Origin of the sequence: Clostridium grantii DSM 8605, from assembly GCF_900129965.1 — a bacterium.
GTDB lineage: Bacteria > Bacillota > Clostridia > Clostridiales > Clostridiaceae > Clostridium_AF > Clostridium_AF grantii.
In genome coordinates this window covers 187,149-212,235 of record NZ_FQXM01000006.1, presented here as the reverse complement: position 1 = coordinate 212,235, position 25,087 = coordinate 187,149, and the positions used below count along the sequence as shown (strand labels likewise).

20 protein-coding genes and 1 tRNA gene are annotated in these 25,087 nt (G+C 31.1%); 18 read left to right on the top strand and 3 right to left on the bottom strand.

Translation table 11 applies throughout. The features are described 5' to 3' along the window. Positions 1–19 precede the first annotated feature (19 nt). Together cutC and BUB83_RS07210 are read right to left on the bottom strand one after the other, a co-directional pair. On the bottom strand, positions 20–2,401 hold the full coding sequence (cutC, locus tag BUB83_RS07215; protein WP_073337769.1) for a choline trimethylamine-lyase: 2,382 nt from the start codon (positions 2,399–2,401) through the stop codon (positions 20–22). 338 nt (positions 2,402–2,739) lie between these two features. Next, on the bottom strand, positions 2,740–3,639 hold the full coding sequence (locus tag BUB83_RS07210; protein ID WP_073337768.1) for a selenium metabolism-associated LysR family transcriptional regulator: 900 nt from the start codon (positions 3,637–3,639) through the stop codon (positions 2,740–2,742). A gap of 190 nt (positions 3,640–3,829) precedes the next feature. Here BUB83_RS07210 and selA point away from each other — a divergent pair, with 190 nt between their 5' ends. From selA to glmS, 17 genes are all read left to right on the top strand, one after another. Beyond that, complete coding sequence (gene selA / locus BUB83_RS07205; protein WP_073337767.1) at positions 3,830–5,221, top strand: L-seryl-tRNA(Sec) selenium transferase; 1,392 nt, start codon at positions 3,830–3,832, stop codon at positions 5,219–5,221. 5 nt (positions 5,222–5,226) lie between these two features. Then, positions 5,227–7,134, top strand: coding sequence for a selenocysteine-specific translation elongation factor (gene selB / locus BUB83_RS07200; protein WP_073337766.1), 1,908 nt, complete (start codon positions 5,227–5,229; stop codon positions 7,132–7,134). A gap of 55 nt (positions 7,135–7,189) precedes the next feature. Next, positions 7,190–7,286, top strand: a tRNA-Sec gene (locus BUB83_RS21880). A 215-nt stretch (positions 7,287–7,501) separates the two neighbouring features. Further along, positions 7,502–8,164: a nucleotide-binding protein gene (locus tag BUB83_RS07195; protein WP_073337765.1), complete on the top strand. Its 663-nt coding sequence runs from the start codon at positions 7,502–7,504 to the stop codon at positions 8,162–8,164. A 28-nt stretch (positions 8,165–8,192) separates the two neighbouring features. Continuing rightward, entirely contained in the window at positions 8,193–8,402 is a 210-nt protein-coding gene (locus BUB83_RS07190; protein ID WP_073337764.1) for a 4Fe-4S dicluster domain-containing protein, read from the top strand. Positions 8,403–8,420: 18 nt separating this feature from the next. Continuing rightward, positions 8,421–9,491, top strand: coding sequence for a 3-methyl-2-oxobutanoate dehydrogenase subunit VorB (locus BUB83_RS07185; protein ID WP_073337763.1), 1,071 nt, complete (start codon positions 8,421–8,423; stop codon positions 9,489–9,491). Beyond that, positions 9,491–10,240 carry a thiamine pyrophosphate-dependent enzyme gene (locus BUB83_RS07180; RefSeq protein WP_073337762.1) on the top strand — a complete coding sequence of 250 codons (750 nt, stop codon included), beginning with the start codon at positions 9,491–9,493 and terminating at the stop codon, positions 10,238–10,240. The genes BUB83_RS07185 and BUB83_RS07180 overlap by 1 nt, the downstream gene beginning before the upstream one ends. Positions 10,241–10,244: 4 nt before the next feature. Continuing rightward, positions 10,245–10,775 carry a 2-oxoacid:acceptor oxidoreductase family protein gene (locus BUB83_RS07175; protein ID WP_073337761.1) on the top strand — a complete coding sequence of 177 codons (531 nt, stop codon included), beginning with the start codon at positions 10,245–10,247 and terminating at the stop codon, positions 10,773–10,775. A 492-nt stretch (positions 10,776–11,267) separates the two neighbouring features. Continuing rightward, positions 11,268–11,438, top strand: coding sequence for a hypothetical protein (locus BUB83_RS21875; RefSeq protein ID WP_159434057.1), 171 nt, complete (start codon positions 11,268–11,270; stop codon positions 11,436–11,438). Between the two features lie 451 nt (positions 11,439–11,889). After that, positions 11,890–12,483 carry an ANTAR domain-containing response regulator gene (locus BUB83_RS07170; protein WP_073337760.1) on the top strand — a complete coding sequence of 198 codons (594 nt, stop codon included), beginning with the start codon at positions 11,890–11,892 and terminating at the stop codon, positions 12,481–12,483. A gap of 28 nt (positions 12,484–12,511) precedes the next feature. After that, positions 12,512–13,927, top strand: coding sequence for a sensor histidine kinase (locus BUB83_RS07165; protein ID WP_073337759.1), 1,416 nt, complete (start codon positions 12,512–12,514; stop codon positions 13,925–13,927). A 274-nt stretch (positions 13,928–14,201) separates the two neighbouring features. Further along, on the top strand, positions 14,202–15,608 hold the full coding sequence (locus BUB83_RS07160; protein WP_073337840.1) for an ethanolamine ammonia-lyase reactivating factor EutA: 1,407 nt from the start codon (positions 14,202–14,204) through the stop codon (positions 15,606–15,608). Positions 15,609–15,620: 12 nt separating this feature from the next. Next, the gene (eat, locus tag BUB83_RS07155; protein WP_073337758.1) at positions 15,621–16,931 is read left to right on the top strand and encodes an ethanolamine permease; all 1,311 of its coding nucleotides are present in this window, start codon (positions 15,621–15,623) and stop codon (positions 16,929–16,931) included. An 18-nt stretch (positions 16,932–16,949) separates the two neighbouring features. After that, positions 16,950–18,308 carry an ethanolamine ammonia-lyase subunit EutB gene (locus tag BUB83_RS07150; RefSeq protein WP_073337757.1) on the top strand — a complete coding sequence of 453 codons (1,359 nt, stop codon included), beginning with the start codon at positions 16,950–16,952 and terminating at the stop codon, positions 18,306–18,308. 11 nt (positions 18,309–18,319) lie between these two features. After that, complete coding sequence (eutC, locus tag BUB83_RS07145) at positions 18,320–19,090, top strand: ethanolamine ammonia-lyase subunit EutC (protein ID WP_073337756.1); 771 nt, start codon at positions 18,320–18,322, stop codon at positions 19,088–19,090. Positions 19,091–19,222: 132 nt separating this feature from the next. Then, positions 19,223–20,572: a phosphoglucosamine mutase gene (gene glmM, locus BUB83_RS07140; RefSeq protein WP_073337755.1), complete on the top strand. Its 1,350-nt coding sequence runs from the start codon at positions 19,223–19,225 to the stop codon at positions 20,570–20,572. Between the two features lie 528 nt (positions 20,573–21,100). Then, complete coding sequence (glmS, locus tag BUB83_RS07135; RefSeq protein ID WP_073337754.1) at positions 21,101–22,927, top strand: glutamine--fructose-6-phosphate transaminase (isomerizing); 1,827 nt, start codon at positions 21,101–21,103, stop codon at positions 22,925–22,927. Positions 22,928–23,318: 391 nt separating this feature from the next. Here the strand turns inward: glmS and BUB83_RS07130 are convergent, their stop codons facing one another. After that, positions 23,319–24,095 (bottom strand): helix-turn-helix domain-containing protein, encoded by a 777-nt coding sequence (locus BUB83_RS07130; RefSeq protein ID WP_073337753.1) that lies wholly within the window; start codon positions 24,093–24,095, stop codon positions 23,319–23,321. A gap of 325 nt (positions 24,096–24,420) precedes the next feature. Between BUB83_RS07130 and BUB83_RS07125 the strand changes: the two genes are divergently transcribed. Beyond that, positions 24,421–24,852, top strand: a complete 432-nt coding sequence (locus tag BUB83_RS07125; protein ID WP_084133447.1) for an EamA family transporter — start codon at positions 24,421–24,423, stop codon at positions 24,850–24,852. Positions 24,853–25,087: the final 235 nt, after the last annotated feature.

Sequence of the window (25,087 nt, the reverse complement as noted above, 5' to 3'; positions counted from 1 at the left end):
AAGTTTCACAATGGGATCTCTATAAAACTGTACGACTAATTATTTCATCTTGTACTTCTTTACAAAGCTCTACAAAAAATGCACTGTATCCGGCAACACGTACAATAAGATCACGATATTCTTCAGGATGTAGCTGAGCTTCTTGTAGTGTTTTGTTATCTACACAATTAAATTGCATCTGAGCATTTCCCATAAAGGAGGCTGTGCGTAGTAGGGTAATCAAACTTGCTTTACCTTCAGCTGTATCTAGAGAATTACTTAATATTTTAAAGTTATGAGCCATTCCAAGACTCATTGATTCAACATTAATTTTAGATACAGATTTTATAACCGCAGTAGCTCCTTTAGTATCAGCGCCTTGAGAAGGACTCATTGCATCAGAAAGTGGTGCACCAGAAACACGTCCATTTGGAGTAGCTCCAATCATTTCGCCCAATGGGGTATTAAAAGATTGGGATAAAGTTCCGTGGATTTGTCTTGCATATAGTGATTTGTGCTGATTGATTTTATGTTCTGTATAATCCACAAGATTAGTGGCAATCATATCCACATAATTATCATCATTACCATATTTAGGTGCATAAAGGCAGTCACGATGTATTTGTTCGTATCCTTCCCAATTGTTGTCAAGGGCTTTTTTTATATCTGCAAGTTTGTACTTTTTATCATCATAAACAAGTTTTTTAATAGCAGCCATACTGTCTACATAAGTACCTAATCCTGCAAAAATTGTTCCAGGTCCATCATAGAGAACTGCTCCACCGGCTGTTACATCTTTACCAGTTTGCATACACCCATCAACAAATAGTGACATATAAGGAGTAGGAGTTATATCTCTAAAAATTTCCTGAACAAGAACAGTACCTCTACCATTCATCTCTAGAAGATAATCAAGTTGTCTTTTTACAGCAGCATCAAATTGTTCATAAGTGGTGAATTCTTCTAAGTCTCCAGTATCTAGCCACTGCTTGTCTCCATAGGATTTAAGAACACCGCGATTCAATGCCATTTCAATAGTAATAGGCCATTGTGTAAAGCCCCCAGCTGTCCATTGATGTATACGTCCAGATTTTTGTGGTTCAACACATCCCATAAGAGAATAGTCACGAGCATCTTCAAAATCAAAGCCTTTTCTAAGCATCATTTTTATATGTGCATCATCAAAATGGCATGCAGGCATACCAGCTCCAGCTTTGATAACATCAACAATTTTTTCTAAATAGCGCTGTGGAGATTGATTGTGAATACGGCAAGCAAGGGATGGCTGGTAAATCTTAACTTTTTCTACAGCATCCATAATTAGATAAGTCAAGTCATTGGTGCCGTCTCCACCTTCACGTTTTTGACCACCTACACACATATTAATAAAAGGCATATAACCTGCAAAATATTTAGCAGTAGCTCCAGGTGTATACCATATCATTTCTGAGCATTTAATCATGAAACAGCCCATTAATTCAAAAGCTTGTTCGTTATCCAATAATCCCTTTTCAATATCTGAGGAATAACAAGGAAAAACATATTGGTCCAAACGGCCTAATGATGTACTACATTGGTTTTCTTCCATCAAAAATAGTGACTGTATTGTCCAAATAGATTGCAATGCTTCATGAAAAGTTTCTGGAGGATTAGCTGGTACACGGGCATTAACCTCAGCAATTTTTTTTAACTCTGCTTTACGTTTTGGATCTTGTTCCTTTTCAGATAATTCATTTGCATAAATTGAAAGACGAGAGGCATATGTTATAATTCCCTCACATATTTCTATAGCAGCTTGATAAAAAGAAATTTTATCTTTGTGTTCATTTTTGTAAGTAGATAATTCAGCAAGATGAGCTTTTGCTTCATCACGAACTCCATAAATCCCCTTTTTAAAAAGAATGATATCATAGCCTGGACTAGTATCGCCACCACCACTAGTCATATGATAGGTCAAATCACTTATGCAAGCCTCAGCACCGAATTCCCACAAACCTTCTTTACGGAAAGCTTTTTCACATTCTTCTGCTAGAGATTTACCTTTCCAAAATGGAAATAATTGTTCGCACATAATCTTTTTATCTTCTTCAGAAATGAAGTAAGGGTCCTGTGGTCTAGTGTCAATAGTGTCAAGTTCATCACGAATCCACTCCCATGCTGTATCAGGTGAAAATGCTCCAGCACGTGCCTTACCACAAGGATGACCAACTATAAGTTCATTTTCTTGTATAAGCATAGGTGCAGTTTCGCATGCTCTTCTAAATCCTTTGGCACGAAGGACATTCCTTGGAAGGCTAGGATATTTTTTTGCGATTTCAGTATATGCCAAGGCACGATGGATAGTAATACTTGGTTTAGCATCCAAGTATGCTTTTTTTAGAATATCAAGACGTTTAGGCAGAACTGTTTTTTTATCTGTCATAATAATCCTCCTTTAAAATTGGTGTAGTATCAAAAGTTATGTTAATAACTTATACACAAAACATTGATTTGCTTTGAATAATTTAAGTATATATCCTCCCTTTAGGACAAAGTCAACATAAGAATAGATAAACTTTTGAGAAAGCTAAATAACCATTTTGTAAAATATTTGTAGATTAATTACTATTTGTTGAAATATATCTAAAAATAAGGCTAAAAAGTATATAAACGGTATCTTTAAAACCTTACTCTAAGGTGACTGTTTAATTGAGCAAGTTACTCATAAGGTTTATAGCCATAGCATAATAGTTATTCAAATATATTTCTTGAATTGTAACATCATATAGTATTTTTACTTATAAATTCCTTGAAAGTTTTTGATAGAGGAGATAAAAATCTTTTGCTATGACAAACAAAGTAGAAATTTCGCTTAAGGTTCATTCCCGATACTTCAACAGGAACAATACTTCCAGTGGATATTTCTTTTTTGATGGCTATTTCTGAAATGAAACTAGCACCAATTTCTAGCTCAATCATTTTCTTTATAGCATCATTATTTGTAGATTCTGTTATAATTTTTAATTGTTTCATTTCTACTCCTGATTTTAGCAATTCTTTTTCAATCATATATCTGGAACCGGAGCCTTCTTCACGCATAATAAGGGGAAAATTCAAAAGATCTTCTAGGCTTATAGTAGTGAAAGGTGATATGTTGGTAGCATAAGATGCAGGAAGTGCTAGTACAATTTTATCTTGCATTAACTCGGTATATTCTAAATTCTTAATATTATATTTAGCACCTACAATTCCAAAATTGATAAAGCCATCTTTTATTGAATTTATAACTTCTTTTGTATCTGTTTGATTAATTTTAAAAAAAACATCAGGGTAAAGAGCTTTGAAATCTTTGATTATATATGGCAGGATATATTGAGCGGGTATACTACTTGAATTTATTTCAATAGCTCCTTCTATTTTTGATGTATATGAACTTAATTTGTAAATTGCAAAATCTTTAATATTAACCATTTCTTGAGCGTAATTATAAAAAAGGGAACCAGGTTCCGTAGGGGTTATTTCACGTCCAGACCTATTGAGCAAAGTAACTCCTATTTCTTCTTCTAATTTTTGAATATGATTTGTAACAGTAGGTTGAGTTAGAAAAAGTTTTTTAGATGCTTTAGAAAAACTTTTTAAATTGACGATTTCAATAAATGAAGTTAGTTGTTTAAAATCCATGTTGAGACCCCTTTTTCAATAGTAGAATATAATTAATATTACAGTAATCATAGAATGAAAGCAAGAAGTAGGGAATTTTCTATTCTTCAGAATTTAGCTTGATTTATGGACTTTATTATATGGTTATTGTAGAATAAAGTAGAATGATATGAGTTGAAAATCAATAATAATTTATTAGATAGGTGATAATATGAAAAAGGAATTATTGAAAGCCCTTCCCAAAATGGACTATTTATTAAAAGAAGAGAATGTAATCAAATATATAGAAACTACTAACAGAACATTGGTAGTAGAGGCTTTAAGAGAAGCTATTGATACATGTAGAGAAAATATACTTACGGATAAGATTGATGAATTGAATATACAAGAAATTTTACGAGATTTTGAGAAAAGGATAAAATTAAAATCTAAAAATCACTTAAGAAGAGTGATTAATGCATCAGGAATAATAGTTCATACGAATTTAGGTAGGTCACTTTTAAGCAAAGAGGCAGCTGAAAATGTTATGAGCGTCATAAGGAATTATAGTAATCTAGAATATGATATTGAGGAAGGAAAAAGAGGTAGCAGATATTCGCATCTTGAATATTTAATCACAAAAATAACTGGTGCTGAAGCAGCCTTAGTTGTAAATAATAATGCGGCCGCGGTTATGTTGGTATTGAATACTTTATGTAATGGTAAAGAGGCTATTGTTTCAAGAGGGCAGCTAGTAGAAATTGGGGGCTCTTTTAGAGTACCTGATGTTATGAAATTTAGTGGGGCTGTTTTGGTAGAAGTAGGAACAACAAATAAAACTCATTTATATGATTATGAGGATAATATTAATGAAAATACAGGCGTTCTTATGAAAATTCATACATCAAATTATAAAATTCTTGGTTTTACTGAAGAGGTGGATGGAGAAGAACTACAAAAACTTGGTGAAAAGCACAATATACCTGTTATTGAGGATTTGGGTAGTGGAGTTTTAATTGATTTTAGAAAGTATGGATTTATTTATGAGCCAACAGTTCAGGAAAGTGTAAATAAGAAAATAGATGTTATTACTTTTAGTGGTGATAAAATGTTTGGAGGGCCTCAAGCAGGTATCATTATAGGAAAGAAAAAATATATTGACAAAATAAAGAAAAACCAACTAACAAGGGCTTTGAGAGTTGGAAAAATGACTATTGCGGCAATAGAAGCTACCTTAAGATTATACTTGTCAGAAGAAGAAGCTGTAGAAAAAATTCCAACTCTTTATATGATGTTATCAGACAAAGAAATTCATAAAAAAAGAGCTCAAAAATTAGTGCGACGATTGAGAAACAATTTAAATAGCTTTAGTTTTAAAGTGGATACTGGATATGCTAAAGTTGGAGGAGGGTCACTTCCTACTGAAACAATACCTTCTTATGTTATTAAAGTTAAATCAAATAATATTTCAACATCTAGGATGGAGAAACTTATGAGAGAAAATGATGTGGCTTTAATTGGTAGGGTAAATAATGATGAGTTTATTATGGATTTACGAACTATATTGGATGAAGAGTTTGATACAATAGTGGATATATTTAAACTAATAGAAGAAAGAGAGTAAGATATATGAAGCATATAATTATAGGAACTGCTGGACATATAGATCATGGTAAAACTCAACTTATAAAAGCTTTAACAGGAAGAGAAACAGATACTTTAGCAGAAGAGAAAAAAAGAGGTATTTCTATAAATTTAGGATTTACTTATTTTGACCTTCCTTCAGGTAAGAGAGCTGGAATAATTGATGTACCTGGACATGAAAAATTTATAAAAAATATGCTTGCAGGAGCTATGGGTATTGATATTGTTGCATTAGTTGTTGCAGCTGACGAAGGAATAATGCCTCAGACAAAAGAGCATCTAGAAATACTTCAGCTTTTAGGAGTAAAAAAAGGAATAATCGTAATTACTAAAAAGGACTTAGTTGATGATGAATGGCTTACTATGATTGAAAATGATGTTAAAGAAGCTACTAAGGATACTTTTTTAAAAAATGCACCAATAATTCCTGTTTCTTCTAAAAATAAAGAAGGATTAGATAATTTGATAAACTTCTTAGATAAGATTGTAGATGAAACAAAAGAAAAAGATAAATATGGACATTTTAGACTTCCTATTGATAGAATTTTTTCTGTTTCAGGTTTTGGAACGGTAGTAACAGGTACTGTTTTAAGTGGAACCATTAAAATTAATGATGAATTAATGATTTACCCCAGTGGAATAAAAACAAAAGTAAGAGGGATACAAATACATGGAGAAACAGCGGAAAAAGCGGAAGCAGCGCAACGTTGTGCAATTAATTTAATGAATGTAAAAAAAGAAGATATTCAAAGAGGGGATATAGTATCCATACCTAATGTAATGGAACCATCATATATAATGGACTCCAAATTAATGTATTTAAAAAGTGTAAAAACAGCACTTAAGAATAGACAAAGGGTTAGATTTTACTCTGGAAGCTCTGAAATAATAGGAAGAATAGTTCTTTTAGAAAAAGAAGAATTAAAACCGGGAGAATCAGCTTTTGTTCAAATTAAGCTAGAAAAAATGGCGGCACTTCAAATGGGAGATAAATTTATTATAAGAAACTATTCTCCAATGTATACAATTGGAGGAGGAACTATAATTGACCCTAAAGCAGAAAAAGCAAAGCGATTTAATAAAACATATATTGATAACTTAAAAACAAAGGGTGAAGGAAGCGTAGAGGAGATTATTGGGCATATAATAGAGGAGTTGAGCCCTAATTTTCCGAGTAAAGATGAAATCACAAAGAAAATTGGTAGAAATATTGAGAACATAGAAGAGGTTTTAATTGAGCTTGAAAATAAAGCAAGGATTTATAAATTAGAACAAAGCGGAAAATCAAATTATATACATGTAAGATATTTTAGAGGATTAGAAGATGATATTAATAAAATATTAAAGGATTATCATAGGAAATATCCACTTGAAGAAGGAATATCAAAAGAAGAATTTAAAACTAAAATATTCTCTAAATCATTAAAAAGCAAATTATATAATGAAGTGTTACAATTACTAGTAAACAATGAAATGCTAGAAGTTAAAGGTAATTATATTTCCAAAATAGGTTTTGAAATAACTTTTAATGAAAAACAGATTAGGATAAAAAATGAGTTGCTTAGTAAAATAAAAGAGGGTAAATTTTCACCCCCAAAATTCAAAGCAATAACGGAAGGAAAGGAAGATGATTTAGAATATAAAAAGGTATTTGAATTACTTATTAAGACTGGTGAATTAATAAAAATATCTCAAGATATAATATTTTCTAAAGAAAATTATGAATTAGCAAAAGATAAAATTATTAATTTTATAAAAGAACATGGACAGATTACTTTATCCCATGCAAAAGAAGAATTAAATACATCAAGACAATATTCTATGGCGTTTCTAGAACATTTGGATGAAGTAAAAGTGACAAAAAGAGATGAAAATATACGAAAACTGATATGATTTTAGAGGGAATATTGACAAATGTTTAAGTGTATTATAAAATGTAGTTGCTTAAGGGAGTAGATAGGTTCTGGTGTGCCTGCCAGTCTTCAAAACTGTGTTGGGGTGTTAATAGCATCCTGGGTGGGTTCGATTCCCACATATTCCCGCCAAAATAAGTCTTCCAGCCTTGATAAGATATAGAATAATCTTATCAAGGCTTTTTTTTATGTGATTTTATTGAATTCAAAAAAGCAAAAAAATAAAAAAAAGTTGATTAAATATTCAAAAATAGCAAAAAAACTCTTTATTTTATAGCAAAAAAGTTGTAAAATAGTAATGTAAACGTTAATTGATAGCAAAATATTTAAAGAAACCAGGTGATTAAGTGAGCAGAATAAAAATTTTTACAGGTCACTTTGGCAGCGGTAAAACGGAAATTGCCATAAATACCGCATTGAATTTAGCCGCTAGTGGCAAAAAAGTTGCAATTGTAGATCTTGACATAGTAAATCCATATTTTTGTGTTCGAGAATTAAATAAATTGTTTCAGGAAAAAGGGATAAGGCTTATAAGTTCAAACCCTGAGTATGTAAACGTTGAATTGATGGTTGTAACTGGAGAGATTAATGCGATTTTCAACGATAAATCTTATGAAGTTATTATTGACGTAGGCGGAGATGATGTGGGTTCAGTGGTTTTAGGACAATATAATAGGTTCCTAAAAAATGAGGATTATGAGATGTACTTTGTTATAAATAATAATAGACCAGAAACTTCAGATGCACAGGGAGTTCAAGAATATTTAAATGAAATTGAAAGAGCCTCTAGATTAAAAGTAACAAGTTTGATTTCAAATACAAATTTGTCTTATGAAACTTTACCACAACATATTATAAAAGGGGACAAAATAGTTTCAGATTTATCTAAGGAAATTGGGTTACCTTATAAATATACAGTAGTTAGAAAAGATTTAGTAAATGATGTTAAAGATAAAATTCAAGGGGAAATATATGCAGTAGATATTTTTATGAAAAAACCTTGGGAATAAATATAACAATAATTTAAGGAGGGGTAATATGGCAAGAGTAACTTTTAAAGAGGATAGGTGTAAGGGTTGTGGACATTGTATAGTAGCTTGTCCTAAAAAAATCATCACATTTTCAGAAGGTTTTAACTTAAAAGGATATCATCCAGCTACAGTAACAGAAGATAAAATGAAAGAGTGCATAGGATGTGCTTCTTGTGGCAAAATTTGTCCGGATTGTGTTATAACCGTTGAAAAATAATAAAGGGGGAGCAAATATATGAGTGAAAAGGTTCTTATGAAAGGAAATGAAGCTATTGGCGAAGCAGCTATAAGAGCAAATTGTCAATGTTTCTTTGGTTATCCAATTACTCCTCAAACTGAGGTGGCAGCATATTTATCAAGAAAAATGACTAAAATAGGAAGAGTATTTTTACAAGCAGAAAGTGAAGTTTCAGCTATTAATATGGTTTATGGAGCAGCGGGGGCTGGGGTTAGAGTTATGACATCCTCTTCAAGTCCAGGAATTAGTTTAAAAGCAGAAGGGATTTCATATATTGCGGGAGCAGAGTTACCTTGTGTTATTGTTAATATTGTTAGAGGTGGACCAGGACTAGGAAGTATTCAACCAGCTCAATCAGATTATTTCCAAGCTACAAAAGGAGGAGCACATGGGGATTTTAATATGCCAGTTTTTGCACCAGCATCCATTCAAGAAATGGTAGATTTGATTCAAGAAGCTTTTGATGTAGCAGATATTTATAGAACTCCTTGTATGATAATGGGAGATGGAATGCTTGGCCAAATGATGGAGCCGGTTGAATTTAAAGAAAGAGTTAAAAGAGAGCTTCCAGATAAACCTTGGGCATCTTCAGGACTTAATGGAAGAAAGAAACACAATGTTATAAACTCTTTATTCTTAAAACCAGAGCAATTAGAAGATCATAATATTAAACTTCAAGAAAAATTTAAAGCAATAAAAGAAAATGAAGTTAAATATGAATTATTTAGTTGTGATAGAGAAAATGATTTAGTCATGGTAGCTTATGGAACTACATCAAGAATATGCAAAAATGTAGTAAGACTTGCAGAAGCAGAAGGAATAAAAGTAGGGGTTGTAAGACCTATAACTTTATGGCCATTCCCCGCAGAAGCTTTTGAGAAAACTATAGATAAAACAAATCATGGATATTTATCAGTAGAAATGAGCTGTGGTCAAATGGTGGAAGATGTTAGATTGTGTGTTGAAGGAAGAAAGCCAGTGAATTTTTATGGAAGATCAGGTGGTATGGTTCCTCACCCAGAAGATATATTAGAAAAAGTAAAAGAGATTATAGGGGGTGCTAAATAATGGCTGTAGTATTCCAAAAACCAGAAGCTTTATTAGACGTACCAACTCACTACTGTCCAGGATGTACTCATGGAACTATCCATAGATTAGTAGCTGAAGTAATAGATGAACTTAAAATTTTAGATAAAACTATAGGAGTAGCCCCAGTAGGATGTTCAGTTTTATGCTATGATTATTTTGCTTGTGATATGTCAGAAGCAGCTCATGGTAGAGCACCAGCTGTTGCTACAGGTATAAAAAGAGCTCTTCCAGATAAAGTTGTATTTACTTATCAAGGAGATGGAGATTTAGCGGCCATAGGTACTGCAGAAGCAGTTCATGCAGCGGCTAGAGGCGAGCTTATTACAACTATTTTTGTTAATAATTGTATTTATGGTATGACAGGGGGACAAATGGCTCCAACTACATTGCCAGGTCAAATTACAGAAACATCACCTTATGGAAGAGATGTAAAAACTCAAGGACATCCAATAAAAGTATCTGAGATGATTTCAACTTTAGATGGTTCATGTTATGTAGAAAGAGTTTCTGTAGACACTGTTCCAAATATTAATAAAGCTAAAAAAGCTATAAAGAAAGCATTCCAAGCTCAATTAGATGGAAAAGGTTATTCATTAATAGAGGTATTATCAATTTGTCCTACTAACTGGGGATTATCTCCTGTTGAATCAATGGATTGGTTAAGAGATAATATGATTCCTTATTATCCTTTAGGTGTTATTAAAGACACTACTAAGGAGGTGGAATAGTATTATGGCTGAACAACAAATAATTTTTGCAGGGTTTGGAGGACAAGGAATACTTTCCATGGGTAAATTCTTAGCTTATGCTGGAATGGATTCAGACAAAAATGTTTCATGGCTACCCTCTTATGGACCAGAAATGAGAGGGGGAACAGCTAACTGTTCTGTGGTAATATCAGATGATTTAGTTGGTTCACCAGTTGTTACTCAATTAGATTCTGCTATAGTTATGAATAGACCTTCTTTAGATAAATTTGAACCTATGATTAAACCAGGTGGATTATTAATTATGGATAGTGATTTGATTAATATAATTCCAGAAAGAGATGATATAACAGTTATAGCTATTCCAGCTCAAAGTGAAGCGGAAAAAATAGGAAATAAAAGAATTGCGAATATGGTACTTTTAGGAGCATATGTGGCTAAGACAGGTATAGTTTCACTAGAAAGCATTGTGGCCTCTTTAAGAGACCATGGAAAAGCTAATTTCTTTGAAGTAAATCAAAAGGCTATTGCTAAAGGCGCAGAATACGCTAAATAAATGATTAATTTTGGGTAGAAGAAAAAACCTCAATTATAATAGGTCAAACTATTATAATTGAGGTTTTTTCTTTCAAAAGATTTACATTAGATAAATAAAAAGAATAGTATCCAAATACTGCAGAAAATATGGTATTACAGCAAGTCAATTTAACTCTACTTGCAGTCAAATAGAAGGAAAAATTGCTTCTATTTGTGAGCTTAAAAAAGATGAATTATCTAGTCTTGAAAGTAAAGTTGAAAAACAAGAAAAGTTTTTAGAAAAACTTATTGTTAAAAAAGAAAAACTTCATAAAAAACTATTAGAAATAAATTAACCTCTGTAGAAGTACCTGATGAAGATATAATAACATCTATTGAAAAAGGAGCCATAGGCATAGATTTTAATGTAAATTTCTTTAGTTTATGTAGAGGTGACAGATATGGAAACCCAATAAAAGAGACTAGAATTAAATATGAATTATACAACAAAACTACAAACCAAATAGAAAGTATGCTTAAACAAGGAATTTCAGAAGCTGTTCATGCTGCTAAAAAAGATAAATTAGATATGTGTATAGAAGACCTTTGTTTTAAGAAAAAGAAATTATTTCTTGATTCTAAAAGTCCCAAATATAAACGAAAAAGATTAAAGCCTTGGTTGAAGAAATTGAAGAAAGAATAGTAAAAGTTAATGGAAAGAGTAAAAAAATATTTGGTGTTTTCTGTTAAAATAATCACATTTATTTATGTAAGGCGGGGCGACGTGGAAACTGACCCTTATAATTTTTGATAAAAGGAATAATCCAAGTCATTTAAAACAATGTTTTCTATGCGGTAAAAGTATGAGGGAGTAAAAAACAATTTTGTTTTGTATAAAAACAGAAAAAGTTACTGTGGCAGAGAAAATTCTGAAACAGTGACTTTTTTTAGTACGTATTAGGTACTTGCTTGAATGTTCAACAAAATAACAAATTGATAAATAATATATCTATTTATTGACATTATACACATATATCAATACTTATTTTATATAATCATTAAAAAATAGTAATAAAAGCTAATATTTTATGTTAGAATAAAATATAAATATAATTAGAAAAAACCAGTGTTTTGTATAAGAAAGGATGTGTGCTATGAAAATCAAAATAGTTGTAGCAGAGGATGAGCCTATTACTAGAATGGATATTTGTGAAATTCTGATTTCTTATGGATATGATGTTGTAGGAGAAGCTTCAAATGGTATTCAAGCTGTAGAACTATGTAGAAGATATAAGCCAGATTTAGTTCTTATGGATATAAAAATGCCGAAATTAAATGGTATACAAGCAGCAAATTTAATAGTTAAGGAAGGCTTAGTGGATTCGGTTATAATGGTTACTGCGTATAGCGGTAAAGAATTCATAGAAGAAGTTAAAGAAATAGGAGTTATTGGATATATCGTAAAACCCATAGATGAACAGAAACTTATTCCACAAATTGAAATAGCTATAGCAAAGAGCAAGGAAATAAAACGGATTAAAGAGGAATTTATAAGAGCTAAAGAGCAGGTGTCAGAGGTTAAGATAATTCACAAAGCTAAAGAAATGTATATGGAAAAATACTCTTTAACTGAGGAAGAAGCATATAAAAAAATAAGGAAATTAAGTATGGATAAACAGTGTTCTATTCTTGAAACCTGTAGTGAATTGCTTAAGTATTATGATGAAATAAAATTTAAGGGGAAATAAAAATATTTATAAAAATTGAGGTAAAAAAATGTTAAGAAAATTATGCAGGGAACATACAAACTTATCAGAAGAAGATATTAGTATATTAGAACAATTAGAACAATCTATCTCTATTATGTCCAATTTGGTGAGAAAGGATATATTTATTGATTGTTTAGCAAAAGAGCCAGATACAGCAATTGTAGTTGCGGAAGCTAAACCTTGTAACTCAGCATCCTTATATAAGAACTCGGTGGTAGGGGAATTAGCTTTAAGAAAAAATGAACCAGCTGTACTTAGAACTCTTGAAATAGGAATGGGTACAACGGATTTGAAAGCTACCACCCAAGAAAATATCATGGCAAAACAAGATACGGAACCAATAAAGAATAATGAGGGGAAAATTATTGGGGTATTGATAATGGAAAAGGATATAAGTGAAGATGTTAACCAAAGCAGGAACATGGAAATTTTATACGAGACAACAGAACAGCTTACTCAAACTTTATTAAATTTGAGAGATGGAGAGAACGAAAATAATGTAGCCTATAATTTAATAAATGATGGTATTGTAATTTTTGATGAAAATGGAATTTGTATGTATGCAAATTATAATGCAGAAGAATTGTACAGTAAACTGGGATATAAAGATAAAATAATAGGAATGAAATTTGAAAATTTAGCATTAAATGAAGCGGATTTTAATCAAATAGTAGAAGAAAGAAAACCAATTGCCTATGATACAAATGTGAGTCGTTTATCTTTGCAGATAAAATATGGGGTAACTCAAAAAACAAGTGATATATATGGCGTTATAATGTTAATTAAAGATATAACATATATAAAAGAAAAGGAAAAAGAAATTATTTTAAAGGCAGTTGCAATAAGAGAAATACACCATAGGGTGAAAAATAACCTTCAAACTATAGCTAGTATTCTTAGGTTACAATCCAGAAGAACAAATAGTTTAGAAGTTAAGAACTCTTATTATGAGAGTATAAGTAGAATTTTAAGTATAGCAACAATACATGAAGTTTTAGCTCAAAATGGTGTGGATGATATTGATATAAAAAGTATATTGTCAATGATAAAGGATAACGCTATAAACAATAATGTGAACTATAATAATAGTATAAAAGTAGAACTTTTAGGTGACAGTTTTTATGTAAACTCGGACAAGGCTACATCAATAGCTATTGTATTAAATGAGCTTATACAAAATTCACTAAAGCATGCCTTTAATAATGAGGTCGAAGGCTTTATAGAAATAAAAATTAAAAAAGGGGACATGTATTCTACAATATGCATCATTGATAGTGGTACAGGATTTGACGTGAATTTGGTTAAGAATGAAAGTTTAGGATTAAACATAGTAAAAAGCATTGTGAAAGATAAATTAAATGGGGTTATAAATATAGCATCTGATAAAAATGGCACAAAAGCTGTATTTAATTTTGAAAATTAACAATAAAGCTGGGGTTATTTTATTAATTTATCAAAAAAATCTTTACTTTTTTAAAAACTTGTGTTAAACTCTACTTAAGTTAGATAGCAAATGCAAAGGCGCATTTATTTTATAATCTAGTGAACTCATATATTTTAAAAAATTTAAATAATAACTTTGAAAAGCAACGGAGCTTTCATATTTAGATGTATTTAACATTTAAGTGTGAGGCTCTTTTTTGTTATATTTTAAATTTAAGAAATTTAGTTTTGCATTGGAGATGATAAAAAGGGAAATGGGAAATAAAATTATTAGTGTGGGTATAGATATTGGTACCACTACTACACAAGTCGTATTTAGTGAATTAATAGTTGAGAACAAAGCTTCTTCTTTTTTGATTCCAGAAGTTAAAATCACAGGTAAAAAAATAATTTATAGAGGAGACATATATTTTACACCTTTACTATCTAAAGAAGAGATTGACTTAAAAGAACTAAAAAAAATCATCACAAAAGAGTACAAAAAAGCAGGTATAGAAAAAGAAAATATAGCAACTGGAGCAATTATAATAACTGGCGAGACTGCAAGAAAAGAGAATGCAGAGAGCGTTTTAAAGATTTTATCAAATTTTGCGGGGGACTTTGTAGTAGCAACGGCAGGAGCAGATTTAGAAGCAGTTCTTGCAGGGTATGGGGCAGGAGCTGGTAAAATTTCTAAGAAGTTCACATCAAAAGTAGTTAATTTTGATGTGGGTGGAGGAACCACAAATGTTGCAATGTTTTGGGATGGTGAGGTTGTAGATTCTTTTGCATTAGATATAGGGGGAAGACTAATACGTTTTGATGAAAACAATAAAATATCGTATATTTCGGAAAAGATAAAAGACCTTATAAATAGTATGAAATTAGATTTACATGTTGGTATAAAACCAAGATTTGAAGATTTAAAATTACTTACAGAAAAATTTGTTGAAATATTTATAAAAGTTAATGAAGGATGTCAATTAAAAGATAAGGAAAATCTTTTTATCGAACATAAAAATAAAGTTCTAAATGGTGAGATTTTTATGTTTTCAGGGGGAGTGTCTGAATTTGTTTTTAATGATGAAAGTGTAAGAACTTTAGAAGAGGTTATAAAGTTTAAAGATATTGGCCCTCTTTTAGGGGACTCAATTAAGGAATATTTTCAAGTACATGAAAAATGGTTAATGGAGCCTAAAGAAAAAATTAGAGCCACTGTAATAGGCGCAGGAAGCTGTTCAGTAAGATTAAGTGGAAGCACAATAGTGTTTTGTGATGAAGTATTGCCTATAAAAAATATTCCCATTGTAAAACTTTTTAATGATAAACATGAAAGTATTAATGATATGAAGAATGCTATAAATGAGGGAATTAAATTTTTCAAAGATACACCCATTGCAATTGCATTTAAGGGACCTAAATCTCCTTCCTATCAAGAAATAAAAATAATGGCAAAGAGTATTGTAGAAGGATTTTCTGATAGTTTATTACCAATTATAGTAGTTGTTGAAAATGACTTTGCAAAAGCTTTAGGTCAGAGTATGGGCAATTTGTTGGGAAATGAAAAGAAGATAATTTGTGTGGATGGTATAAGAGTTGATAACGGTGATTATGTTGATATTGGTAAGTCTATATCAAATGTAGTTCCTGTGGTTATAAAAACATTAATATTTAAAAATTAGGAGGTAATTATTATGAGTAATGAGTTAAACAAAACATTAAAGCCGGTTCAATTGTGGGGAATAATCGTTGGAATGGTTATTTCAGGTATGTATTTTGGGTGGAACTATGCTCTAGAATTTACAAGCCCTGTAGGATTTATAGTGGCTACTTTAATCGTAACTATATTTTATGCTACATTTATGTTCAGTTATGCAGAACTTGCAACGGCTATCCCACATGCGGGTGGACCATCGGAATATGCTTCTCGAGCAATTGGGAATTATGGTGGTTTCTTAGCAGGATTTGCTTGCCTTGTTGAATTTTTATTTGCTACTCCAGCAATAGCTTTAGCGGTAGGAGCATACGTACACTTTTTATTTCCAATAGTTAATACAGTTACTGCAGCAATTATATGTTATAGCTTATTTGTTTTTATAAATTGTTTGGGAGTTAAAACAGCAGCTTTTGTTGAATTGTTTGTTACTATTGTAGCAATTATAGGTCTTATTATATTTACAGGGAGCGGGATTTCTCATGTGAATATTAATAATATAGTTGGAGGCGACATTTTTAAAGGTGGATTAGGTGGAATATTTGCAGCTATTCCGTTTGCTATATGGTTTTACCTTGCAGTTGAAGGAGGCGCTATGGCGGCAGAGGAATGTAAAGATCCTAAAAAAGACATTCCAAAAGGATTTATACTTGCAATAGGAACTCTTGTTGTATTAGCTTTATGTACTTTCTTTGTAACAGCAGGAACTACGCCAGTGGAAACATTAGCTTCAGCAGATTCACCCTTAGCAACAGCAATGGCAAATGTTTTTGGAGAAGGTAGTATTTTAGCAAAGATAGTAAGTATTATGGGTTTATTTGGAACAATAGCTAGTTTGCATGGAATAATAATTGGGTATTCAAGACAAGCTTTTGCAATGTCTAGAGCAGGATATCTTCCTAAATTTTTATCAAAAACAAATAAAAATGGTACACCAATACCAGCTATAATAATTCCTAGTTTGATTGGACTCGTATTTGTAATATCAGGAGCAACTTCTATAATAATAGTAATATCAAGTTTTGGAGCAGTTGCTTTATATATTTTAAGTATGGTTTCATTATTTGTTTTAAGAAAGAAAGAGCCTGAAATGAATAGACCATACAAAGTTATCTTTCCTTTAGTGCCAGCAATTGCTTTAGGTACAGCAATCATATTTTTAGTTGCAGTTACTTGGGCAAATTTAGGAACTATATTATGGGTAATATTAGCTTTCATTTTAGCAACAGTATATTATTTTATAAATGAAAAGATAAAAAGCAGAGTTGAATTAAGCGAAGAAATGAATTAAGGAAAATAGGTGATTTGAATGATTTTGAAAACTAGACTTTTTAATAAAACATATGAATTTGAAACGGTAAAAGAAGTGCTAGCTAAAGCAAATGAAGAAAAATCAGGAGATGCATTAGCAGGTATAATAGCAGAAAATACAGCGGAAAGAGTTGCAGCTAAAGTTGTTTTGTCAGAAATGACTCTTGAAGATTTAAGAAATAACCCAGTAGTTCCATATGAAGAGGATGAAGTAACTAGAGTAATACAAGATTCAGTAGATAAAGAAGCATATAGTAAAATAAAATCTATGACTGTTGGGGAATTTAGAGAGTTTATACTGAAATCTAGTGGAGAAAACATAAGTAAAATAAGAAATGGATTAACTTCTGAAATGGTTGCAGCGGTGACTAAATTAATGAGTAATATGGATTTAGTTTATGGCGCTAAGAAAATAATTAATATTGCTACGTGCAACACTACTATAGGGGAAAAGGGTACCTTTTCCTCAAGACTTCAGCCAAACCATACTACAGATAATATTGAAGGAATTATTGCCTCTGTAATGGAAGGGATAAGCTATGGGGTAGGGGATGCTGTTATAGGATTAAATCCTGTAATTGATACTATAGATAATATTTCAGAAGTTTTAAAGAGATTTAAAGAATTTATGATAAAGTGGGATATTCCCACACAAAATTGTGTGCTTGGACATGTAACTAATCAAATGGAAGCATTGAAAAGAGGTACTCCTATGGATTTGATGTTTCAAAGTATAGCAGGATCTCAAATATCAAATAATGCTTTTGGAATAAATGTAAAACTTATGGATGAAGCTTATGAATTAATGAAAGAGAAGAAAAGTTCAAAAGGTAATAATTTCATGTATTTTGAAACAGGACAAGGATCAGAGCTTTCATCAGAAGGACATAATGGAGCTGATCAACTTACTATGGAAGCTAGATGTTATGGCTTTGCAAAAAGATACAATCCCTTTTTAGTTAATACAGTTGTGGGATTTATAGGACCAGAATATCTTTACGATGGAAAACAAATGATTAGAGCAGGGCTGGAAGACCACTTCATGGGTAAATTATCGGGACTTCCTATGGGCGTTGATGTATGTTATACAAACCATATGAAAGCAGATCAAAATGATTTGGAAAATTTAGCTGTACTTCTAGCAGCTGCTGACTGTTCTTATTTTATGGGAATACCAGGAGGTGATGATGTTATGCTTATGTATCAAAGTACAGGATATCATGATATTGCTTCTATTAGGGAAGTTACTGGAAAGAGACCAATAAGAGAATTTGAAAAAAGAATGGAATCTTTGGGTATCATGAAGGATGGAAGACTAACAGAAAAAGCTGGAGATCCATCATTATTTCAAGTTTAGGAGTGGATTTTATGGAAAAAGAATTTATTGAGGATATATCACTTATTGACTACACAGAAAAAGTTTTGGTGGATAATCCCCATGACAGTGAAGTTTGTAGAAGATTAAAGAAGACTACTAATTCTAGAATCTGTATAGGAAGAGCAGGAGATAGATATAAAACTGAGACTCTTTTAAAATTCAGAGCAGATCATGCTGTTGCTATGGATGCGGTTTGGTCTTTTATTGATGAAAGTGTTATAGATGAATTAGAATTTTTTAAGGTACAAACGCTTATAGAAGATAAAGAACAGTACATTACAAGACCAGATTTAGGAAGAATGTTTTCTGAGGAAACTATAGAAGTTATAAAAAACAAGTGCATACATGATGTGGATGTTCAGATTATAGCTACTGATGGACTTAGTGCTCATGCCATAAATGCAAACTTAAGTAATATTTATCCAATAATTGTTGATGAAGTAAAAGCTAAAGGACTTAAACTTGGAACTCCAATATTTGTGAAGTTTGGTAGAGTAGCAACTATGGATAGAATAAGTGAAGCTTTAAATGCAAAGGTTACAATATTGCTTGTTGGAGAAAGACCAGGACTTGCAACGGGAGAAAGTATGAGTTCATACATGGGTTTTGAAGCAAGTACTCTTAAACCAGAATCTCAAAGAACGGTAATTTCTAATATTCATAAAAATGGAACACCAGCTGTAGAGGCAGGGGCTCAAATTGTAGATTTAATTGAAATAATGATGGAACAAGAGAAAAGCGGAATTGAATTGAAGATATAATAAATAGTAAATTTAAAATAACATTTAACTGCTTGTTAGCCGAGTTTTTTAATTTCCAATTAACCATTGTTATAAACTTAAAAGTATATTATAATTTTCTTGTGTAAAATTTATACAAAGAGAGGTAAATTCATGGGAAGATTATTCGGTACAGATGGGGTTAGAGGAATTGCTAACGTAGAATTGACACCAGAACTTGCATATAGTTTAGGAAGAGCAGGGGCTTTTGCGTTGACAGAAGGAACACATAAACCAAAAATTTTAGTAGGTATGGATACAAGAATATCAGGAGATATGTTAGAATCAGCACTAGTTGCAGGAATTCTTTCAGTAGGAGCAGAAGCAGTATGTTTAGGAATTATTCCTACACCAGCCATAGCTTATTTAACTAGGGAATATAATGCAGATGCAGGGGTAATGATTTCAGCATCACATAATCCTGTAGAATATAACGGCATAAAATTCTTTGATGGTAATGGATATAAATTAAAGGATGAAATAGAGGATAAAATTCAATCCATAATTGAAAATGGATTTAAAGGAGTTCCTAACCCTATTGGAGGAGCCGTTGGTAATAAAATAATGGAAGAATCTGCAATAGAAGATTATATTAATTTTGCTAAATCAACTATTGATATTAAATTGAATGGTTTAAAGATTGCACTTGATTGCGCTAATGGAGCTTCTTACCAAACAGCAGTTGATACTTTTAGACAACTTGGAGCAGAAGTAGTTGTAATAAATAATGACCCAGATGGAGTTAATATTAATAAAAATTGCGGTTCAACTCATCCAGAAGAATTAATGGACTACGTCGTTCGTAAAAAATGTCATTTAGGACTTGCATTTGATGGAGATGCGGATAGATGCCTTGCTGTAGATGAAAAAGGTAACCTTATAGATGGTGATTATATCATGGCTATATGTGGTAAATACATGAAGGATAAGGGATTACTTAAAGACGATGTTATAGTTTTGACAGTAATGAGTAATTTGGGATTATTTATGGCATTAGATAAAGAGAATATAAAAACTATTCAAACAAAAGTTGGGGATAGATATGTTCTTGAAGAAATGATAGATAAAGGCTATAAATTAGGTGGAGAGCAATCAGGACATGTTATTTTTCTAGATTATAATACTACTGGAGATGGACTTGTTACTGGCCTACAAATTGCGGCTGTTATTAAAAAAAGCGGTAAAAAGTTTTCGGAATTAGCGTCAATAATGAAAAAATTGCCTCAAGTTTTAGTTAATGCAACTGTTCCTAATGATAAAAAGAATATTCATGAAGTAGACAAAGATATTGTTAGTGAAATTAATATTATTGAAAAGAAACTTGAAGGTAAAGGAAGAGTCCTTATAAGACCATCAGGAACAGAACCTTTAGTTAGAGTAATGCTTGAAGGCGAAAATCAATATGAACTAGAACAGTTAGCGAAGAATTTAGCTAAATTAATAGAATTAAAAGCAATTAATTAAAAAGCCTTCCATAAAATTTTAAACGTACCCAAATATTGTAGGGGCGGGTTTCCAGGCCCGCCCTTTTATATTCCGGAAATTTCTTGCCAAAGATTAAGGAGTTGTAAAATATATAGATGTTTTTCTTTGCTAAAAAAACTAGGTACATTCAAAATACTAGATTTATAAAGAAATTGTTATAATTTAAAATAAATAAAAGAAAATATAAGCAATTGACAGTTTTTTACGTATAATATAATATATAAGTTATAAGAAGCATGTACTAGATTATAAATTCAGATATAAGTAAAAAAGGAGGTTTAACATATATAAACAAACTAAATATATTATAGTTAGCGCCAGAAGTAGTGGGTAAAGTGCTACTTGACGAGGATGGGGAGTATCGAAATTTCGGCGGATGCCCCACGGTATAACACTATCGATAAACATTGGCAAAGCAAAGAAGTGATTCTTTGTACAAATTCAATGGAGTGTGAATCCAAGTACAGGCTTCCTTTTAAAAATAAAAATTAAAAGGGAGAATTTAATATGTGTGGAATAGTAGGATATTTAGGAAATAAAGATGCAACAAAAGTATTGATTGATGGACTTTCTAAACTTGAGTATAGAGGATACGATTCTGCTGGTATTGCCATTATGAATGAAGGTGAATTATCAGTTAGAAAAAGAAAAGGAAGATTAGCTAATTTAGAAGAGCAATTAGAAAGCAATCCAGTTAGTGGTTCAATAGGAATTGGGCACACAAGATGGGCTACTCATGGAGAACCATCTGATAGAAACTCACATCCTCATACAAACACTAAAGGAACAATTGCAGTAGTTCATAATGGAATTATTGAAAATTATATGGTGTTAAGAGAATGGTTAAGTTCTGAAGGATATAAATTTCAGTCTGAAACTGATACAGAGGTAATTCCTCAATTAGTAGATTACTATTATGAAGGAAATTTATTAGAAGCGGTAATTAAAGCTGTGGAGAAAATGCATGGTAGCTATGCATTAGGCGTAGTTAGCAAAGATGAGCCAGATAAAATGATTGCGGTAAGAAAAGATAGCCCATTAATAGTTGGAATTGGCGAAAAAGAATCTTTTATAGCATCAGATATTCCTGCAGTTTTAAATTATACAAGAGATGTTTATTTACTTGAAGATAATGAATTTGTTTTAATAGATAAAGATGGTATAAAATTATTTGATGAGAACATGGATGTTATAGATAAAGAAGTTTTCCATGTAACATGGAATGCTGATGCTGCTGAAAAAGGTGGATATGATACTTTCATGTTAAAAGAAATATATGAACAACCAAAGGCAATTAAAGATACTTTAACTTCTAGAGTTATAAAAGGGGAACTTATTAAACTAGATAGTATAAAGATAACTAAAGAACAATTAGAAAATATTGATAAAATATATATCGTAGCTTGCGGAACAGCTTATAATGCAGGTGTGGTTGGAAAGTATGTAATTGAAAGCTTGGCTAAAATACCCGTTGAAGTTGATATTGCCTCTGAATTTAGATATAGAGATCCTTTCATAACAGATAAAACACTTCTTATTGTTATAAGTCAATCTGGAGAAACAGCAGATACAATGGCTGCAGTAAGACTTGCAAAGTCAAAGAATGCTAGAGTTCTAGCTATAACAAATGTAGTTGGAAGTTCAGTAGCAAGAGAAGCAGAAGATGTTTTATACACTTGGGCTGGACCAGAAATAGCAGTTGCTTCTACTAAAGCTTATACTACTATGCTTATTGCACTATATATGATTGCTTTATATTTTGCTGAGCAAAAGGGAAGTATTAGAGAAAAAGAAATAGAAAAGATTAAATCAGGATTATTAGATTTATCTGAAAAAACTGCAGAAGTGTTAAGTGATACAGATGCAATAGAAGAGTTTGCTAAAGAAGTTGCAAAACACAAAGATGTATTCTTCTTAGGGAGAGGATTAGACTTTGCTATAGCTATGGAAGCTTCATTAAAATTAAAAGAAATTTCTTATATACACTCAGAAGCTTATGCTGGTGGAGAATTAAAGCATGGAACTATTGCTTTAATAGAAGAAGGAACGGCTGTTATAGCTTTAACAACTCAAAGTGCTTTATTTGAAAAAATGGTAAGTAATATTAAAGAAGTTACTACAAGAGGAGCTAACGTTCTTGCAATAAGTAAAGAAGGTTATGAAGAAATTCAAAAATCAGTAGATACTACAATATATATACCAAAAGTAAGAAGTATATTAGCACCAGTACTTTCAGTAATTCCACTTCAATTACTTGCATATTATGTAGCAGTTGAAAAAGGTTGTGACGTAGATAAACCAAGAAATTTAGCTAAGTCAGTAACGGTGGAATAGATTGAATATAATTTAAAAAATGAATGTTAAGCCAGGAATTTCTAGTCTAAAAATGATTAGAAGTGCCTGGCTTTTTTATGTTTATACTTCTTTCTGATTCTTGATATGAGCTTTTATCGTAAAATCTACTATATAGACATACCACTTCAACTATAAATTTATACGTGTCCAAAATTCCTTGGAACATGGAGATTTATAAAACTAGTTGATACGTCTAGTTTTTAGTACAAGTATAAATTAAGTTTACGTATGGTTTGTCTATATAGGGTTCCCAGTTGAACTATTAATTTATACATGTCCAAAACTAGTTGATGCGTCTAGCTTTTGGAACAAGTATAAATTAAGTTTCACAATGGGAACCCTATATAACAGGATAAATTCAATTCTTTTTTCAATATTCCCGATACTGTTCTAAGTGAAGATATGAAATCAACTTCTGTCTGCTTTTAAGATTCATTTTCTGAAAAATATTATTTAAATGTTTTTTTACTGTGTTTTCACTAATGAATAATATATTACCAATTTCTCTATTACTTTTGCTTTCATAAACAAAGTTAAGCACTTCTTTCTCTCGTTTTGTCAATGAATATTTGTCTAAAAAATTATTATCTTCCGAATTTGGTTCCATTAAAGCCATTCCTTTTAAAGCATAAATAATGCATGTAGAAAGCAGTTCCATATAATAGATGTCGCTATCTTTAAAATCATCTTTTTTGTGATTACGATATAACGTAAGAGAAGCAATATTATAGCCATTAGTTGCATATTCACAATTAAGGACATGCTCAAATCCATAAGTTTTAATATATTCTTTATAATATCTTGATTCCTTACGAATACATTCATTAAGTAGGTCACTATCTCTAAGAATCATGGTTTTTTTTTCATTATGAATCCAACGGCTATAGCTTAATCCTGCAAATTTAGTATCGTAATCAAACAAGAATGAACGCTCAAAAACACTGTCATATTTACTTTTTACAACCGGCTCAACCAAGGAGATTTTTTCATTATGCACATCACATATATCAAAAACACCAAAATCATAATCCATCAAGCTTAACAATTCTTTAAGAAATATTTCTCTAACATCTGTTTCAGGTTCAATTGTATTGATTTTTTTGGCAATAGCGTTGATGATAACAAGACCATAGTTAAATTCCTTCAAGATACACATCCTTTCATCAAACAAGAGATTGAAAACCTTTTATTAATTATTATAACATAGAGTAATATGCAAAAGAAGAGTCCACTCTCAGCATTATTAATCTATTGCAAGAAACAAAACTAAATTTGAATAAAGTAAATAATTTAGTTTTACGGGTGGCCTCATTGATATGAAAATAGAAATTGCAACTTTAGTAGTATATAATCATAAAACTTTATAATGGTGTAACCTTATATAATATGCTGTATTATTTTGTTTAAGCTGAAGAAAAGACTCAATTGAATTAAGTAAGAATTTGAACTAAAATAGACTAGGGGGGATTATTATGTTGTATTATTTACCAATATTAATTATTGTACTTGCAAACATTACTTATCATGTTAGTGCCAAAAGTGTTCCCAAAGAAATGGATTCTTTTTTCTTTTTATCGCTACTGTATATCATTTCAGCCGTGATTTCTTTTGTAATCTATTTCTTTAGAGCAGGGGCAGGTTTTACAGATGTTCCGAATCAGGCGAAATTTATCAATTGGGTGCCATTTTTATTCGCTTTTGGAATAGTCGGATTGGAGTTGGGGAATATATTGATGTATCGCGTAGGGTGGAACATAAGTCTTGGTTCTTTGGTAAGTAATATGTTACTAGGTATAGCCTTGATTGTTTTAGGATATTTTGTTTATAAAGAAACATTTTCTATGAAACAAGTTCTAGGTGTTGTGTGTTGTATGGTTGGTTTGGTTTTGATTAATAATAAATAATTTTGGTAGGAGGATTTCACCATAAAAACTTATATAAAGAAACAGGTAAAAGTCTACACATAAACAATAGTGTAGGCTTTTTTAATTGATATAAAAATGAAAATTGCAACTTTAGTAGTAGATAATAATAAAACTTTATAATGTTTTAACTGTATATTGTATGTTGTATCATTTATTTAAAGACATAAAAGAATCAAAGAACTTCATGAATTCGAATAACATGCTTAAAAACATC